Here is a 17,222-nt window from a genome sequence, read left to right as displayed (position 1 = left end):
ATTCCTTTTATTTAAGCACCTTGACTCCCAAAGCTTGGTTTAGGTGATGGTTTAGGTCTTGGCATTACCTCTTCGATCAATGCTTCCAGCTTACCAGGATCCAGTGGTTTACCTTGAATGCGAATATCTTTCAATTGATGTAAATTTAAACCACTCTCTTTCATCTTCAGCATAAATTTCTTTGCTTGCTCTTCAGAAGCGGCTTTTAATTCATATTCAAGCACATATTCCACTGAAGTTGCTTCCTCATAGGCTTTAGCGCATTTTAACATATCTTTCACGCCACCTTTGCCAGATTTAAAGGTGACCTCTTCTTTCTGAGGATCTTGGGTAATCTGTATATTACGACCATCCGTTTTGTGCTGAATACCAATTTTGTCTTTTTTTAAATCCCGATCCCACTCTTGATCGGGAAATAGTATAGGCAGTCTCTCAATAAATGCTTTAGGAAAGCCTGTTGCCTCATCAATAGGTATTTTAGGTGCTTCTTTTTTATCAGCACTTTCATCTTTATTTTGAGGCTTTTTAGCATGTTTCTTAGCACGTAATTGATAGCTATCCTCATCCTCATCCTCTTCCACTTTCATTTGCTGCTGTTGGTGCAAATTTTTCAACGGTGTTTCAAATCGTACACCAACCCTTGGTTCGCTATCACTTGTATCGAGAGTCGCTACGTGGTGAGCTTCAGATTTAGGTCTTTTTTTCTGTCTTGCAACTAATACGGCTTTTGGCGGCGAATTCATGGTCGCTACATGACTCTCCTCTTCTGTTGTTCCTTCTGCTGTCAAAGAAGATACTAAAGGACGTGTCGCAAGCATTTCTTTCATATACAAGGCAACAGCTTCTTTAACAGCTGTTTTTCGTGCTTCTTCTCCTATGGTCATAGAAACGTCATACAAATGCGAGCGAACCGGCTTCTTAAATGTTTCTTTGATTGTATGACCTTCCACGACTGTTTCACTCTCAACTTCTTCAAAAGAGTCATTATAGGCTTTTGCTTTTTCTCCAGTTGAATCTTCAGGAAAAAGAAAATCATAATGTCCTCCTCCCTGCTGACTATGATAAAGCACCATAGAAAAAAATGGGTTATCAACAGTCTGAACGGTAGGCGCTTGTATATTATCGTAACTATTGTGAATCGTTAAATTTACAGCCATGTGTTTGGCCAGTTTTAACATTAATGTCTCTGGTAATTCTTTATTTTCTTTTAATGCTGTACGCTCAGCGACTGTTAAATTGTCTAAGGTCTTTTCCATGTATTTTCTTAATACAGGTCCCCAAATTATTTCTTGATCGTAAGGAGAATGAAGAGAGTCATGAAGGCTGATTAAATCTGCGACAGTGATGTCTTCTAAAGTATAATAACTTTCAAATTCCTCTATCAATTCTTTAAAAGCATTTTTCTCTGCCATTCGCTGTAATGCCTCAGCTGGCAATGAAAATAGGCTGTGTGCAAAGCAATTCAATAAGCAATTGTTATCTTTTGCACCAGCAATGGCTAAATGTTGTACGCCTGTTTTTGCCATATTAAAAACCTCTTCACTATAACTTACCTATTCTGACCTTAGCTTATTATGATTAGTTCCTTTAAAGTCCCATAACAAGCAATCGCGAAAATGACAACCCTAGAAGATGCGTGTCTCTTCTTTTATTTCTAATTTTTTCAATGAGTTACTAAAATTGTCTTGTGTAGAAAGCTACGCCCAGGCAACTAAAATTATACCCGGACTGATTAATCTATCAGCCTATTTACAAACAGGTTAATTTCTGTGTACTGTATTTTAGGTCAATTGAAAAATATTCTCAGAACCCCATGGAAGGAATTAATCTATGCCTAAAACGAAAAAAAATCACAAACGAAATGGACAGCCTCCTATATTCTCAAGTGATGTTTCATCCGATGAAGAAGTTTTTGTGCTAAGCGACATTGAAAATGAATCTGAAAGCTCCGAGTTAGAACTATCACCCTCTGAAGACAACTCAGATATCCACAACCATGGAGATATAGATAATTATTCTAAATCTGTTTTTAAAGTAATGGTCAAAACCAAAGATTATGATTATGACAACCCATGGCATCCCCCCATACAAAATAGTCATTCCGGCTCAGGTTTTGCTGTTTCCTATCTCGGTCAAACATTCTTAGTCACGAATGCACATGTGGCAAGCAAAATAGGTCGAATGGAAGTAAGGTTATCAGATGATTCTGAAGAATATAAAGCAGAAGCACTTCTCATTGAAAATGACTGTGATTTAGCAATCATTAAAGTAGACTCTCCAGAATTTACGGCACAAATCAAAGCTTTAGAATTAGGCGATATGCTTAAAATGCAGCAAAAACTAACCGTACATGGCTTTCCAATAGGCGGTGAAGAATTGTGCATTACGGAAGGAAAGGTATCACGTATTGAAGTAGGCACCTATGTTCAAGCAGGCACTAATTTGCTGCAAGCACAGGTAAGCGCTGAAATCAATCCTGGTAATAGCGGAGGGCCTGCAATCAGTGGCGGCAAAGTAGTAGGCGTTGCATTTCAAGGTGACTCAAGGGGCGATGGCTTAGGTTTCATTATCCCAACACCAATCATTGAGCATTTATTAAAAGAGGCCTTAGATTTAAAAAATTACAAAGGTTTTCCTGATTTAAATTTCAAATATCAAATACTTAAAAATGATAACCTCAGAGCACATTTTGGTCTTGCCGAGAAAGAAGCAGGCATCAGAGTCAAATCTGTCCCCAAATTATCGGCGGCTCGCAACATTTTGAAGCCAAATGACATTATTCTTGCCATTGATGGTCATAAAGTTAAAAATGATGGGACAATAGAAACTGATTTTAACAAAAGATTAAATTTGGATTATTTAATTTCAAGTCATTTTATTGGTGACGCAGTTAAAATTGATTTATTACGCAACAACGAACGCATCTCAGTTGATATTCTGTTACAAAATAGATTCCAAACAACCAAAAAAGTACAACATCGCTATGAAGAAGCCCCCACCTATTTTTTTATATCTGGTATTGCACTCTGCCCTCTTACCGATAACCTATTAGAAGATTCAAATGTAGGCGAAAATCTATTTAAATATGCGGCAAAAGAAAAAAGAAAGCCAGGTCAAGAAGTGGTTATCATTAAATCTATTCTTGCTTGCGATCATAATCAAGGCTATGAACACCATGAGGAAGAAGTTGTTAAAAGAATCAATGGAAAACGCATTTCTAATATGAGAGAAGCCATTGAAGCAACAGAATCTCATACAGGGAAAAATCATCTGATTGAAACCTATAATGGTCATGTGATTGCTGTACCAAACCTCTCACAGCATGCACATAAGCGTATACTCAAAGATTTTGATATCCGTCAAGATCGCTCTAAAGACCTTAAGAAAGATCCTGTCTACAAGCCAGGCTGCCCTGAAGCCAGAAGCTTTCTACCCAGCTTTAGCTTAAGCAAAGCAAAAGCTCATGTTGTAGATGAAAAATCTGAGTCTCATCATTTGTCTCTTAAGAAACGTATGAGAGCTTAGAAAGCTTCTCAAAAATACCATTTTTTGATTGTAGTAGTCAGTTAAAAAATGAACGAAGTGAATGATGTTCTTCCCTTGATACCAAGGGAAGAAGCTCATCTTAAGTGAGCAGATGGATTTTTTGAAATCTCTGCTTTGAAAGTCCCCTCACCGCAGACGGCAGCCCCCTTTTATAACAACTACCCTGTGCACACATTTTCTTTAAACAATAGAATATATTGTGTCATGCCAGCGAAGGCTCTGAGTGATCCCCACGAATTAAGAATTTGTCGTTGCGAGCAAAAGACGCAGAAAAAAGGTGAAATAAGAGATAAACTATCACGTCTTTTGCGTGGCAATCTATCTTGCAATCTTTCTTACTGTGCTCTTCTTAAAGACTTCATGATAGATTGCTTCGCTTTAGCCGTGATGTTTTTGTGCTTTTTCAATCAATGATAGACGGCTTCCACTCGCAATGACGAGCATTTATTCGCAGGGAACAATCAGAGCCTTCGCTGGCATGACAACACAAATTACTTAATGTAGGTGATAACAACAGTACTTAATAACCAATCTGTCTTTAAAAAATAAAATGTGTGCACAGGGTAGTTTGATTACAAAGTAGGCCTAAGGTACTTCGCAAGCACCTACTTGCATAGGTGCCAATGTTTTATAATCGAATCTTCGATTGAGTATCTATTTTAATATCTGTTGTAGCATCTGCATCGAGTGGTTGAGCCTCTCTCTCAACTTTGTCGCAGGATAACATTCTCCTAGCACGTAAATGATAGGTAGTCATCAATGTTTTTTTAGGTTCAGAAAAGACAGCTTGGAGTACATCAAATTGATCTTGCAAAATCAATCCATGCTGGCTAAGTTTATGAAACAAGGGCTGAAACACTTTGCTTGTAAACTCAAAACGCCAAGCTAATCTCTGTTTGCCGAAAAACTCTTTTACAGTGCCTAAAATCTGATATTTCTCAATATCAGGCATTATATCTTTTAAGATTTTATAAATCTTAAATTTATTGACGGATAAATAGATTTTATTTTCTTGTCCCCGATATTCAATGTCAACACAATGTTGGCGTGTCTTTTTGCGCTCTGCTTTGATAATATATTTTGCATGCTCATCCGATAGAATGCGATCATTATATTTTCGCTGCAGCTCCACAACTTCTGGCTTCACATTTTGAATCAACGCATCCAATTTACTATATCGAATACCCACAAACTTAACAGGTGTAAATGCTTTGTCTTCAGATAGTTTTGATTGATTGTACGCATCAATAGAAGCTTGTACTCTTTGGAGATTGAGCAAACTATCATCCCACATAACAATACATTCTGGAACCTTTTGCAAACAAGAAAATAAACACTCGCCTTTATGTTGACCAGCAGATAAAATCATTCCATTGTAAAAAATACCTTCTTCGCTTTGGCTTAATTTTTGATTGACGTCTTTATATGAACCTTGATTGAAATCTATCCCAAATCGAGCAAGTTGTTCTACGGTTTCCTCTAATAAATAACTGCCACGACTCGTGAGTGCCAAAACGTCTATCCCAAGCGCTTGGATTTCTCGAATAATCTCAGGCGTATCCTCTTCTACAACATAGATATCTTCTGGATGAATTTTTTTAATAATATTTAAATAATTCACTAAAGTATTACTTTTAGCCTGTTGAGTAGATAAACCTTGGTTTATGAATTTATTAAAATCAAAAGCAAACCACTGATCTGTACCCAGTGTATGCCTGTAACTGATAATGGTATTATCTATATCAAATAATGCAGCAACACTTTTGCCTTTACTGAGCCATTTCTCAATAAAATATTGCCCATCCTTAAAACAAGCGCTTTCCAGGATTTGTGCATTGTCTGATTTGGATACAAGCGTCAATGTACTAGGTTTTGGCATTGCAGACTCCTGATACTTAAGGATAGAGGTAACCACTTACTCATGCGAAGAAGTGCATGAGGATTGCGAGACAGCGCAAGCAACAACGCATAAAGCATAACTCGCCAAGCTTCACCGTTATGTTTTAGGCTAGGCGCTAAGCTGCGAGCAACCGGAATGTACAGAAAAGTACATGAGGATTGCGAGACAGCGCAAGCAACAACGCATAAAGCATAACTCGCCAAGCTTCACCGTTATGTTTTAGGCTAGGCGCTAAGCTGCGAGCAACCGGAATGTACAGAAAAGTACATGAGGATTGCGAGACAGCGCAAGCAACAACGCATAAAGCATAACGGTGAAGCTTACCAGCGATGAAATGCAGGATGCCCTTCACTCACCGCCACAAACTTCCCTGTACAACTTGCACAAAGTTTATTATCAAAATTCAGTTCCGCAACAACAATTGCTGAATTTTCTGATATTTCTTGAATTTTCGCGATTAATTGTATTTCTTTATCGCTGGGCGTAGGGCGCTTCAATGTGACGTTAAAATAAGCGGTGACGGTGCAAGGCGGTTTCTCTAGATTAGAGCGCTTCATTAAATGATAAGCAGCAGTCCAATTGGAATGACAATCAAGCAATGCACCGATAATGCCTCCATTCAACATACCGGGAAAAGCTTCATGAAATGGCTGGCCTTGCCATACAGCAACGACGCGCTCATCGTCAACATAACTTTTTATTTGTAAGCCCTTTAGATTTGATGGCCCACAGCCAAAACATGCATTATGCGGCGCGAACTGATCTTGCAAACTTTGAGAAGGAATAAACATAATTTTATTTTATGATTGTGCGTTCTGAGATAAAATTAGGGCAAATCCCTTGCCCTACTAACGAATCCTTGTGAAACTTTCGCATTCCCTTATGACTTGAAATATTAACAGATAAGGATAGCTTCACAATGCTCACAAATGCTGCGCACATATTTTGTCGCCCAGTTTTCTATTCTTATCTATTTGTATTTTAATATTTTTTATTAAAAAGACACTGCATTTATCCATTCTGCTTAATGAATAAATAACAGATCTCTTACTTTCTTGTAAGACTAGGCTTACATAATAACAGGTCAATTTCTGCAAAAACCCTGACTTAAAACACAGGAGCCATTATAAGCCCCTTAGATCAAAGCCATTTAACTTACAGTCTTTGTGCAAATGTTGCAGTGCTTTATTTTGAATTTGCCTTACTCGCTCTCGTGTGAGATTTAATTCTTTGCCAATCTCTGCAAGTGACATATGCTCATAGCCATGTATACCGAAGCGCTTTTCAAGGACTTCAAGCTCTTGCGCGGATAAATGTTTTAGCAATCCTTCAAGCAAGAGATGGTTATGTTTTTGAGAAATTGCATCAACAGGATCCAAATTCTGTTCATCATATAAAAGATCCCACAATGGTGTTTGATTTGGCTTTGCAAAAGAATCTAGTGATATATCTTGTTGCTCAAAATTTATCACTTTATCAGCAGACTCGACACTCATATTTAAATATTCCGCTATTTCTTCAGGCGATTGCCGAGGTTTCTTTTGAAAAGCAATTTCATTTTTGAGTCTTAAAAATTTACTATATTTCTTAATAAAATAAATGGGCACTCGAATCAAACGTGTTTGATTCATCAGTGCTCTTTCAATGCTTTGTCTAATCCACCAGGTAGCATAACTTGCAAATCGTACGCCTACTTCTATATTAAATTTATCAACAGCATATATAAGCCCCATATTGCCTTCTTCTATGAGATCACTTAAGGCTAATCCGCGTCTTTGATATCTTCTCGCAATGCTAACAACCAATTTTAAGTGTGCGTTAATCAGTATATTTTTAGCCTTTTTATCACCTTGTTGCGCTTTTTTTATGATTTCTTTTTCTTGTTCTGCATTGAGAGTATTAATTTTTTTGATCGAATTGATATATTTTTGAACAGACGGATCATGAACGTATGCATTTTCAGCTTTCATACAGCACCTCATTCAAGCTAAGCTACCCGTTTGAAAGCTCTGGAACTCTAAAAGTTCCCGCATTATATTTTATAAAAAAATACACTGACTTTTTCACCTCCCTCTTTCTTTATTGTAACTGCACCCATATAAAATCTATTGCGCATGACGAGTGAGAGAGCGCTGTCAACAAAACCCTGAGTGATCCCCACAAATAAAGGTTCGTCATTGCGAGTGGAAGCCGTCTATCATTGATTGAAACAGCACAAAAATATCACGGCTAAAGCGAAGCAATCTATCATGAAATCTTTAAGAAGAGCGCAGTAAGAAAGACTTCAAGATAGATTGCCACGCAAAAGACGTGATAGTTTATCCCTTATTTCACCTTTTTCCTGCGTCTTATTGCTCGCAACGACAAATTCTTAATTCATGGGGAGCACTCAGCAACAAAACCTACATTGTGCCCCTTGCCGCTAGAATTCATGTGCAAAGACTATATTTATCAATTTAGTTGTTTTACTATGTCTTTCTTGTTTAGCATTTAAGCACTCAAAAGATTATAATTAGAATCGGTCTAAAATTTAGCGTCTTTATATAAGTGAAGAAAGAGAACTTATTAATGTTTTCCAAAGATCTCATTATTGCTATTATCCCAACGACCCATTCAACCAATATTTTTATCCCTGAGCTTACTTATATTATAAGATCAAAAAAAGTGATGACAGCGCTTTCCACGCTGAATCCTGTATTATACTGCGAGCTTACAAGCCAACTCTTAAAACTAAAAAACGAAACACATCCAACAGCCGTACTCTCATGCTCTATCTACAGTGCAATAAATCTCCTAGAAAGAATTTATACAACCTTATTGAAAGCAAAAATCGCATTACCACCAACCGTACATTCAAATGAATTAAATGATTGGTTAAAGCACGATAAAGATCAAAGCCTACCTTCATTGTCCCAGTTTAGTTACTCTTTGTCCTTAAATGAAAATGATTTAGGATTCTTTGGTAGAAACTTACCTTGGATTGGCAGCATTATTTCATATACCTTAATGACCGGCGCAACGCTGGCTACAGCAGCGACTATCTTCAAATGGGGCTGGGCTTATTCGCTCATAACACTCTTTGCCGGATGTCGGTTAATGACTAATTATCACGATATTATCAATGGCCCTGAAAACCGTATGCGAAAAATGGGAATTATCATTGATAGAAATTTTTCCAATCCCTATCAAGGCATTGGAAGATATTCTATACCCAAGCTGATTGTATATCTTCTTTCTTGTGGCATCATGATATGTTCAGCTTATTTAGCCTTTAGCTCAGCGGTATCAACGATAGAAAGCATCTGCTTGGCAGATTATTTATCTTCATTTACCTTAAACACGCTTTCCTATTTCTTTGCATGTACTGTGGCTTATTCGCATTTTGGAAGAATTTTCAATGCCGTTTTTGATAGCATTGCATCAAAATTCAGAAAAGTATTCAATTTAATTGAGTCTAGTGAAGATGAGCGCTTAGATTTGGCGAAAGTCATTAAAATTTTTGATGAGAAGAAACCGAATACAACAGAGGAAAATGTCTTGCCTTCCGAAAACACATATTTACCTTTTTCGAAAATGAAGAACACAGCGGCCAATTCCCCATTAAAAGCCCCCCACCCTAAGACAAGTCATCCCAAGAAAGCAGTGAGGGGGCAAAGACAATACCCCCGATATAGTCTTCGCACATGAATTCTATTCGCAAGGGGCACTATCGTATCATTTAGCTGCTACTTTTAAATAACCAGAAGGATCAACCGGCTGACCATTTTTCCGAATCTGGAAATGCAATTTTACATGAGGGCTGTCTGTTTTGCCCATTCTAGCAATGATCTTGCCTTGAGCAACTTCATCTCCTTCACGAACAAGTAGTTCATTATTATGCGCGTAAGCAGACAAATATAACTCATCATGTTTAATGATGATCAATTTACCATATCCTCTCAAACCTTCTCCACTATACACAACTTTACCTGCTTTTGTTGCATAAATAGGATCATTTAAATTTCCAGAAAAATCTATACCCTTATTGTACTCTTGCTCTTTCACTGAAAAGAGTTTAGTAATTTTAGCATTTGTTGGCCATAACCATTGAGCATTATTTTTTTGATTATTATTTATAGCCACAGAAGCAGGTTTTGCTGCTTGATTTGCAGGTTGGGTAGATGATGTAGCTGGTGTAGGCGTTTTTGCTACACTACTGGTATTCACTGGCTTTTGATCAATAGTGGCTTGCTGAGGTTTAGCATTAACAGGCCTAATCTCAATAGATTGTTGAGCAATTGGCCTAGCCCCATGAACGGGTGCCGGACGTTTAAGATAAATTTTTTGTCCTGGATAAATCGAGGCTTTTGAGCTTAAATAATTGTTGCTCGCGATTTTGTGGTAATCAAGATCATAAATCCATGCCACCGTATACAAGCTTTCGCCTTCTTTTACAGTATGAAATTCTGGCACACTTTCTGCTTTGATAGGAAGAGAATATACAGGGGCAGGATCGACTATTTTAGAAGAAAAACATCCTGCACTTAGCATTGCCAATACTGAAATTGAAATAATTTTTTTAATTTTTAAAGACATAATAACCAATATAAATAATAAGACCTAATATAACGAAGCCCCAACCTATCCTATCGACATATTTTAACAATCTTTCTTCTAATGTCTTTCCTAAAGACTTAACAAGCCCTGCGACAAGAAAAAATCTACTTGCTCGCCCTATCATTGAGGCAATGACAAAGCTCCACAAGGGCATTTTTACTGCACCTGCAGCAATGGTAAATAACTTATAGGGAATAGGCGTAATACTACCTGCTACGGCTATCGCAAGCCATCCATGACGATCAAACCAATTAACGACTTGTTGATATTTTGCTTCATAACCAAATTCTACAATAAATGAATGATGAATTGTCTCAAATGCAAAATAACCAATTAAGTAACCTAATACCCCTCCCATAACAGATGCAATGGTTGTAATGAGCGCATAATGCCAAGCACGAAGTGGCTTACCTAATACCATTGGGATTAACATGACATCAGGTGGTATAGGAAAAACAGAAGACTCAGCAAAACTCACGCCCACCAAATAGTAAGGTGCATATTGGTGTTTTGCCCAGCTTATCACTTTGCCATAAAGGTAACTAAACATGCAGCCCCCTTGACCTTATCCCTAAGGTTTCCATTGCCATTATATATGCAACGCCAAAAAATAAAACTTCAAGAAAGAATACTACAAACTGAAAACCAAGCCGTTCGACCAATTTACAATTTTATCCATCATTTCAAAATCGGTTAAATCTACCTTAATCGGCGTAATAGAGACATAACCTGATTTTATTGCATGAAAATCAGTTCCAGGACCGCCATCTTGCTCAACACCTGCAGGCCCTATCCAAAAAATTTGATTGCCACGCGGATCTTGGCTAGGAACAATCTGCTCCGCAATATGTCTATACCCCAAGCGCGTTACTTTAAAGCCCTTGATCTGATCTAAAGGAAGGTTTGGTACATTTACGTTCAAAATGGTTTTCTTTGATAGTCCACCCGCAATCGCTTTAGCAACAATTTGCTTAGCAATAGCCGCAGCTGTTTCAAAATACTGTCGTTCACGATGATCACAGACCAAAGAAATGGCAATCGCTGGGTAGCCCAAAAAACGCCCTTCCATCGCTGCTGCAACCGTGCCTGAATACAGTACATCATCGCCTAAATTAGCGCCGCAGTTAATACCCGAGACAATCATATCTGGATGGCTGTCTAGCCAACCTGTAATGGCAATATGCACACTGTCTGTTGGTGTCCCTGTGACAGAATAAAAACCATTCGGTTGCTTAATGACACGTAAAGGCTGATCCAAGGTTAAAGAATTGCTGGCTGCACTTCTATCTCTATCTGGTGCAACAACAATAATATCGGCAAGCTCAGAAAGGGATGTTGCTAAATGTGCAATACCGGGTGCATGCACGCCGTCATCATTACTGATTAAAATTTGCGTTTTAGTATTTTCGCTCAAACTACTTTCTCCATCAATGAATCATTTAGCAAGGTCACGACAGCAAAAACAACAATCGCTTCACGATGCCCTACTGCATCACACTGCTCATTGGTTTTAGCTTTGACATTTACATCAGCATAAGAAATTTGCAGTTCCGCTGCCAAACATTCTCTCATCGTTGAGATATGAGGCGCCAATTTGGGTTTCTCCGCAATAATAGTAATATCTACATTATTAACGCAGTAATTAAGCTTTGTTATTTTTTGTAAAACATTTTGCAATAAGATACGCGAATCTGCATTCTTGTATTTTGGATCCGTATCTGGAAAATGTTGACCAATATCCCCTAATCCAGCAGCACCTAATAAGGCATCAATTAATGCATGAATGAGCACATCTCCATCCGAATGTGCAACAAAATTTTTTTCATAAGGGATCTCAATTCCGCCTAAAATAATACCATTTTTTTGCACATTTGATTCCAGGCGATGAATATCATAACCATGACCAATTCGAATCATGATAAGCATACCTCTTGACTAGCCAGAATAGCATTCGCCAGCGCCAAATCTTTGGGATAGGTGATTTTTAAATTAATATCTTGTGCTTCAATCAATTTAACAGGCAATCCAAATCGCTCAACCGCTTGCGCTTCATCAGTTATTATATATTTTCGTTCAAAACAATAAGCAAGACTCTTATAGAGCACATCATTCTTAAACATTTGTGGCGTAAGTGCTTGCCACAATCTATCTCTGTTCACAGTATGTCCAATGGTGTTTTGCTCTTCACAATGTTTAATGGTTCCAGCAAGCTTTTCCGCTAAAATACCACCTATATCATTGGTTTTTAACTGAGCAATTAAATTCAATAAATCACGTTGAGAGAGGCAAGGTCTTGCAGCATCATGTACTAAAATCCAATCATGCGCTTTTACTGTTGTTTGCATGCTGTGTAAGGCATTCCATACAGATTCTGCTCGAGATTTACCGCCGATGACGGTTCGTAATTTGGGTATCTCTTCAGCATCGCGTTGGGCATATATTTTTGAGAAATATTTATCTTCTGGATGCAACGCAACAACAACTTCAGTAATCCAGCTTTGAGCAAGAAAGAGATCAATCACATGCTCAAGCACTGTTTTTGACTGCAATCGTTCATATTGTTTAGGCAAAGCGCTATTTTGCAAGAATCGTTGCCCAATACCTGCCGCAGGTATAATGATGAAAAATTTATTCGTCATTTATTTAAATTTGCCTGTATTTTTACATTTATTTCTTTGATATGAGCAATTCTCTCACTTTGTAAAGCTAAGGCATCTCCACAAGTTCCCTATTCTGAAAAAATCAGACAATATGTCATGCCAGCGAAGGCTGGCATCCAGTAGCCCTTTGGGCTACCAGGCGCAAAGCGCCTGTGGATCCCAGATATTTTGCTTCGCAAAATTCTGGGATGACAATCTAGTAGAAATTTGTGAACCCACCTCAGAAAGTGGGTACTTTTGTTCGCTTTACGAGTATAAAAACACTCACTCTGCACAACGAAAAGTCAATTCAATTAACATTCTGATAGAAGGTCTCCCCCTTCTGAATCATGCCTAAGTCTGTTCGCGCCCGCTCTTCTAAAGCACCCAGCTGATGTTTCAGATCTTGCACTTCTGCTTCGAGCGTTAAATTACGCTCTTTTAGCTTATCAACTTCTTTTTGCTTAATCTCAACTTGTTCGTTAAGCGCAACCAAATTGGGAATCGATCCATCACCAAAGAACAGCCGAATTTGCAATAATGCAAATAATACAATTAAAGCTATTGTTAGTCCTTTCACACTTTAACTTATTTTAATCAATTATTTATGTAGCCACTTTGTAAAAGAATGCTTACCAGCGTATACCGCTTTAGATTGCTCATAAATACGCGTTAGCTGATTATACTTTACAATTCTATCTGTCCTTGCTGGCGCACCTGTTTTAATTTGCATCGCACCTACCCCCACAGACAGATCAGCAATAAAGCTTTCTTCTGTTTCGCCAGAACGATGCGAAATAATCGTTTGATAATGTGCATTTTTGGCAAGTGCAATTGTTTCTAAGGTTTCCGTTAAGGTACCTATTTGGTTTAATTTAATTAAAATTGCATTTGCAATTTGTTTTTCAATCCCTTGTTTTAAGCGCGTGGGATTGGTAACAAAAACATCGTCGCCTACCAATTGAATTTTAGAACCTAAACGTTCTGTTATTTCTTGCCAGCCACTGAAATCGCTTTCTTGCAATGCATCTTCAATGGATAAAATAGGATATGTCTGCACCCAGCTTTCATACATATCAATCAGCTGTGTTGCACTGAGCTGTTTATTGTCTGACGCAAGATAATATTTATTATCATTAAACAATTCATTTGCAGCAACATCTAATGCCAAGAAAACATCTTTGCCAGCAACCAATCCAGCTCTTTCAATAGCAGACATTATCTTATCAAGCGCTTCTTGGTTTGAAGATAAATTAGGTGCAAAACCACCTTCATCACCAACACCTGTCATCAGTTTACCTTCACGTAATACATGTTTAAGTGCATGATAAATTTCAACACCCATTTGCAAAGCTTGGTTCCAGTTCTCTGCGCCAACAGGCATTATCATAAATTCTTGCACATCTACATTATTGTCAGCATGTGCACCCCCATTAAGAATATTCATCATGGGCACAGGCATAGAGAGTTTGTTTGAACTGATCTCAGACAAATGTTGGTACAGAGGAACTTGCTTTTCAAGCGCGCATGCTTTAGCAAAAGCCAATGAAACAGCCAATATTGCATTTGCGCCTAATTTACTTTTATTAGCTGTACCATCTTGAGACAATAAGAAATGATCCAGGGCAGCTTGATCAGCAAATGATTTTCCAATAACACTGGGTGCAATGACTTTGCATACATTATTAACAGCCGCTTGCACACCTTTGCCCATGTACCTTGTTGAGTCTTGATCTCGTAATTCTAATGCCTCATAGGTGCCTGTAGAGGCACCGCTAGGCACAGAGGCCAAGGCTTTTGCACCTGAATTTAAGCAAAGCTCCGCTTCTACCGTTGGAAATCCACGTGAATCTAATATTTCCCTGGCATGTAATGATTTGATATTAAACATCCTATTCCTCTCATGTAATTACACAACGTCAAATGCGTAATGTTCCTTTTTTGTAATTTGATCTAATTCTTTTAAGGTCTCAAGCAATCTTGCCATTTTATGCAACGGCCATGAATTAGGCCCATCACTCAATGCTTTTTCAGGCTCAGGATGCGTTTCCATAAAAAGCCCAGCGATACCCACAGCAATGGCTGCTTTTGCCAGCACAGGCACAAACTCTCTTTGCCCGCCAGAAGCATTGCCAAGACCACCTGGCAATTGAACAGAGTGTGTTGCATCAAAAACAACGGCGTCAGAAAAGCTACGCATAATAGCTAATGATCGCATATCAGACACGAGGTTGTTGTAACCAAAGCTTGCCCCACGTTCGCAGACCATAATTTTATCATTGCCTACAGCGCGTGCTTTTTCAACAACATGCTTCATGTCATTGGGTGCTAAAAACTGCCCCTTTTTGATATTAACGGGCAAATTTTGCTTCGCAACATTTTGAATAAAATTGGTCTGTCTGCATAAAAAGGCGGGCGTTTGCAAAACATCCACAACACTTGCCACTTCAGCAAGGGGCGTATCTTCATGCACATCTGTAAGAACGGGTACTTTAATTTGTGTTTTTACTTTTTCTAAGATTTTAAGTCCCTGCTCTATACCAGGCCCTCTAAAGCTACCATGCGAAGAACGATTGGCTTTATCAAAGGATGATTTAAAAATAAAGGGGATGCCTAATCGCGCTGTTATTTCTTTTAAAACACCCGCCGTTTCTAATACCAAAGTTTCTGATTCAATGACACAGGGTCCTGAAATCAGAAAAAATGGTTGATCCACGCCAATATTAAATCCACAAATATTCATAACAGACCCTATCTTTCATTTTCACATATGTATGACTGCACTGATTCTTTCTTCGTTCACAAAGCGAGCATCCCTCCCTACCAATTTGTGAGAGAGGGTGCCGAAAAGGCGAATCCTTACCCGTTATAAATGCTCATGGTGTTCAATTGCAGCTTTGATGAAATCCATAAACAATGGATGCCCTTTACGTGGTGTAGAAGTAAATTCTGGGTGGAATTGACACCCAACAAACCAAGGATGATCTTTTAACTCAATCATCTCAACCAAATTACCATCTTGCGAACGCCCCGAAACAATTAAGCCTTGAGCGGTTAATTGATCAATCAGGGTATTATTGACTTCATAGCGATGACGATGGCGTTCGATAATGCCTTCTTTTTGGTAGCTCTCGTAGGCTTTCGTTCCCATGCTTAATCGGCAATATTGCCCACCTAAACGCATGGTGCCGCCGAGATCAGAGCCTGTCGATCTTTTTTCTTTACTACCTGAAACATCTGTCCATTCTGTAATAAGACCAACAACAGGATATGCAGTATGAAGATCAAATTCTGTACTATTGGCAGTCGGCATATCTGCAACATGACGAGCAAATTCAATGATAGCAACTTGCATACCTAAGCAAATACCTAGATAAGGTATTTTATTTTCTCGCGCAAATTGTGCTGCTTTAATTTTGCCTTCAATGCCTCTATTTCCAAATCCACCTGGAATTAAAATAGCATCGAGTGCTGCAAGTGCCTCAGTACCATTTTTTTCTATCTCTTCTGAATCAAGATAGTGGATGTTTACTTTGGTTAAGGTATGAATACCTGCATGAATCAGGGCTTCATTTAATGATTTATAGGCATCCATAAGCTCAATATATTTTCCAATGAGCCCAATGTTGACTTCTTTTTTAGGGTGTTTCAAGCGATGCACAACTTCGTGCCAATCACTCAAATCAGCTGGTTTTGCCTGACTTGTTAAATTTAATTTTTCAATGACGATATTATCCAAACCTTGCTTATGCAGTGCTTCAGGTATTTCATAAATTGATTTTAAATCAATTGAGCTAATGACGGCTCTTTCTTCAACATTGGTGAACAAAGCAATTTTCTTCTTGTCACTCTCTGGAATAGGCTGCTTAGAGCGACAGATAATAATATCTGGCTGTATACCAATCGAACGTAATTCTTTTACAGAATGTTGTGTTGGCTTGGTTTTTATTTCACCTGTGGCAGACAGAAACGGCACCAAGGTAAGATGAATAAACAAAGTATTCTGCGCACCCAACTCCATGCGAATTTGTCGAATGGCTTCTAAAAAAGGTAATGATTCAATATCACCGACGGTGCCACCAATTTCGACCATGACAACATCAGCACCATTGGCTGCATTGAAAATGCGTGATTTAATTTCATCCGTAATATGTGGGATTACTTGCACAGTGGCGCCCAAATAGTCACCACGCCGTTCTTTGGCAATCACATCTGCATAAATACTGCCAGTTGTAATATTGCTCTTGCGTGACATTGTCGTTTGAACAAAGCGTTCATAATGTCCCAGATCAAGATCGGTCTCTGCGCCATCCTCGGTCACATAAACTTCACCATGCTGGAAAGGACTCATGGTACCAGGGTCGACATTAATATAGGGATCTAGTTTTTGAAGGTTAACTGACAATCCTCTAGACTCAAGAATAGAAGCAAGTGATGCAGAAGCAATACCTTTGCCTAAGGAGGAAACAACACCCCCAGTAACGAATATATAGCGTGCCATCTAATACCTATGATTTACTGTGATTAAAAAATTAAGAAAA

Annotated in this window: 15 protein-coding genes; 2 read left to right on the top strand and 13 right to left on the bottom strand. The window is 38.3% G+C overall.

Translation table 11 applies throughout. The annotated features are described in order from the left end of the window. Window positions 1–11: 11 nt before the first annotated feature. A complete protein-coding gene (locus CC99x_RS05660) occupies window positions 12–1,526 on the bottom strand; it encodes a hypothetical protein (RefSeq protein WP_057622814.1) in 1,515 nt (504 codons plus the stop codon). 304 nt (window positions 1,527–1,830) lie between these two features. Here CC99x_RS05660 and CC99x_RS05655 point away from each other — a divergent pair, with 304 nt between their 5' ends. Next, window positions 1,831–3,525: a S1C family serine protease gene (locus CC99x_RS05655; protein ID WP_057622816.1), complete on the top strand. Its 1,695-nt coding sequence runs from the start codon at window positions 1,831–1,833 to the stop codon at window positions 3,523–3,525. 649 nt (window positions 3,526–4,174) lie between these two features. Here the strand turns inward: CC99x_RS05655 and CC99x_RS05650 are convergent. The 3 genes from CC99x_RS05650 to CC99x_RS05640 form a co-directional block, all read right to left on the bottom strand. Next, window positions 4,175–5,425, bottom strand: coding sequence for a DUF2608 domain-containing protein (locus CC99x_RS05650; protein WP_057622818.1), 1,251 nt, complete (start codon window positions 5,423–5,425; stop codon window positions 4,175–4,177). 341 nt (window positions 5,426–5,766) lie between these two features. After that, a complete protein-coding gene (locus tag CC99x_RS05645; protein ID WP_057622820.1) occupies window positions 5,767–6,237 on the bottom strand; it encodes a PaaI family thioesterase in 471 nt (156 codons plus the stop codon). 333 nt (window positions 6,238–6,570) lie between these two features. Next, on the bottom strand, window positions 6,571–7,416 hold the full coding sequence (locus CC99x_RS05640) for a sigma-70 family RNA polymerase sigma factor (RefSeq protein ID WP_057622822.1): 846 nt from the start codon (window positions 7,414–7,416) through the stop codon (window positions 6,571–6,573). Between the two features lie 598 nt (window positions 7,417–8,014). Here CC99x_RS05640 and CC99x_RS05635 point away from each other — a divergent pair. Beyond that, window positions 8,015–9,133, top strand: a complete 1,119-nt coding sequence (locus CC99x_RS05635) for a hypothetical protein (protein ID WP_057622824.1) — start codon at window positions 8,015–8,017, stop codon at window positions 9,131–9,133. Window positions 9,134–9,160: 27 nt separating this feature from the next. Here the strand turns inward: CC99x_RS05635 and CC99x_RS05630 are convergent, their stop codons facing one another. The 9 genes from CC99x_RS05630 to pyrG form a co-directional block, all read right to left on the bottom strand. After that, the gene (locus tag CC99x_RS05630) at window positions 9,161–10,021 is read right to left on the bottom strand and encodes a peptidoglycan DD-metalloendopeptidase family protein (RefSeq protein ID WP_057622827.1); all 861 of its coding nucleotides are present in this window, start codon (window positions 10,019–10,021) and stop codon (window positions 9,161–9,163) included. Continuing rightward, on the bottom strand, window positions 10,005–10,592 hold the full coding sequence (locus CC99x_RS05625) for a YqaA family protein (RefSeq protein WP_057622829.1): 588 nt from the start codon (window positions 10,590–10,592) through the stop codon (window positions 10,005–10,007). Before CC99x_RS05625 ends, CC99x_RS05630 begins: the two co-directional genes overlap by 17 nt. An 81-nt stretch (window positions 10,593–10,673) precedes the next feature. After that, window positions 10,674–11,456, bottom strand: coding sequence for a 5'/3'-nucleotidase SurE (surE, locus tag CC99x_RS05620; RefSeq protein ID WP_057622831.1), 783 nt, complete (start codon window positions 11,454–11,456; stop codon window positions 10,674–10,676). Continuing rightward, complete coding sequence (gene ispF / locus CC99x_RS05615) at window positions 11,453–11,956, bottom strand: 2-C-methyl-D-erythritol 2,4-cyclodiphosphate synthase (protein ID WP_057623221.1); 504 nt, start codon at window positions 11,954–11,956, stop codon at window positions 11,453–11,455. The genes surE and ispF overlap by 4 nt, the downstream gene beginning before the upstream one ends. Beyond that, a complete protein-coding gene (gene ispD / locus CC99x_RS05610) occupies window positions 11,956–12,681 on the bottom strand; it encodes a 2-C-methyl-D-erythritol 4-phosphate cytidylyltransferase (RefSeq protein ID WP_057622833.1) in 726 nt (241 codons plus the stop codon). Before ispD ends, ispF begins: the two co-directional genes overlap by 1 nt. Before the next feature lie 310 nt (window positions 12,682–12,991). Then, on the bottom strand, window positions 12,992–13,261 hold the full coding sequence (locus CC99x_RS05605; protein ID WP_057622835.1) for a septum formation initiator family protein: 270 nt from the start codon (window positions 13,259–13,261) through the stop codon (window positions 12,992–12,994). Window positions 13,262–13,282: 21 nt separating this feature from the next. After that, on the bottom strand, window positions 13,283–14,572 hold the full coding sequence (gene eno, locus CC99x_RS05600; protein ID WP_057622837.1) for a phosphopyruvate hydratase: 1,290 nt from the start codon (window positions 14,570–14,572) through the stop codon (window positions 13,283–13,285). An 18-nt stretch (window positions 14,573–14,590) separates the two neighbouring features. Next, window positions 14,591–15,424 carry a 3-deoxy-8-phosphooctulonate synthase gene (gene kdsA / locus CC99x_RS05595; RefSeq protein WP_057622839.1) on the bottom strand — a complete coding sequence of 278 codons (834 nt, stop codon included), beginning with the start codon at window positions 15,422–15,424 and terminating at the stop codon, window positions 14,591–14,593. A 123-nt stretch (window positions 15,425–15,547) separates the two neighbouring features. Further along, on the bottom strand, window positions 15,548–17,182 hold the full coding sequence (gene pyrG, locus CC99x_RS05590) for a CTP synthase (protein ID WP_057622842.1): 1,635 nt from the start codon (window positions 17,180–17,182) through the stop codon (window positions 15,548–15,550). Window positions 17,183–17,222: the final 40 nt, after the last annotated feature.

Origin of the sequence: Candidatus Berkiella cookevillensis (genome assembly GCF_001431315.2) — a bacterium.
Classification (GTDB): domain Bacteria; phylum Pseudomonadota; class Gammaproteobacteria; order Berkiellales; family Berkiellaceae; genus Berkiella_A; species Berkiella_A cookevillensis.
Note: the sequence above shows the minus strand (reverse complement) of the source record. Positions and strands in the feature narration are given on the sequence as shown.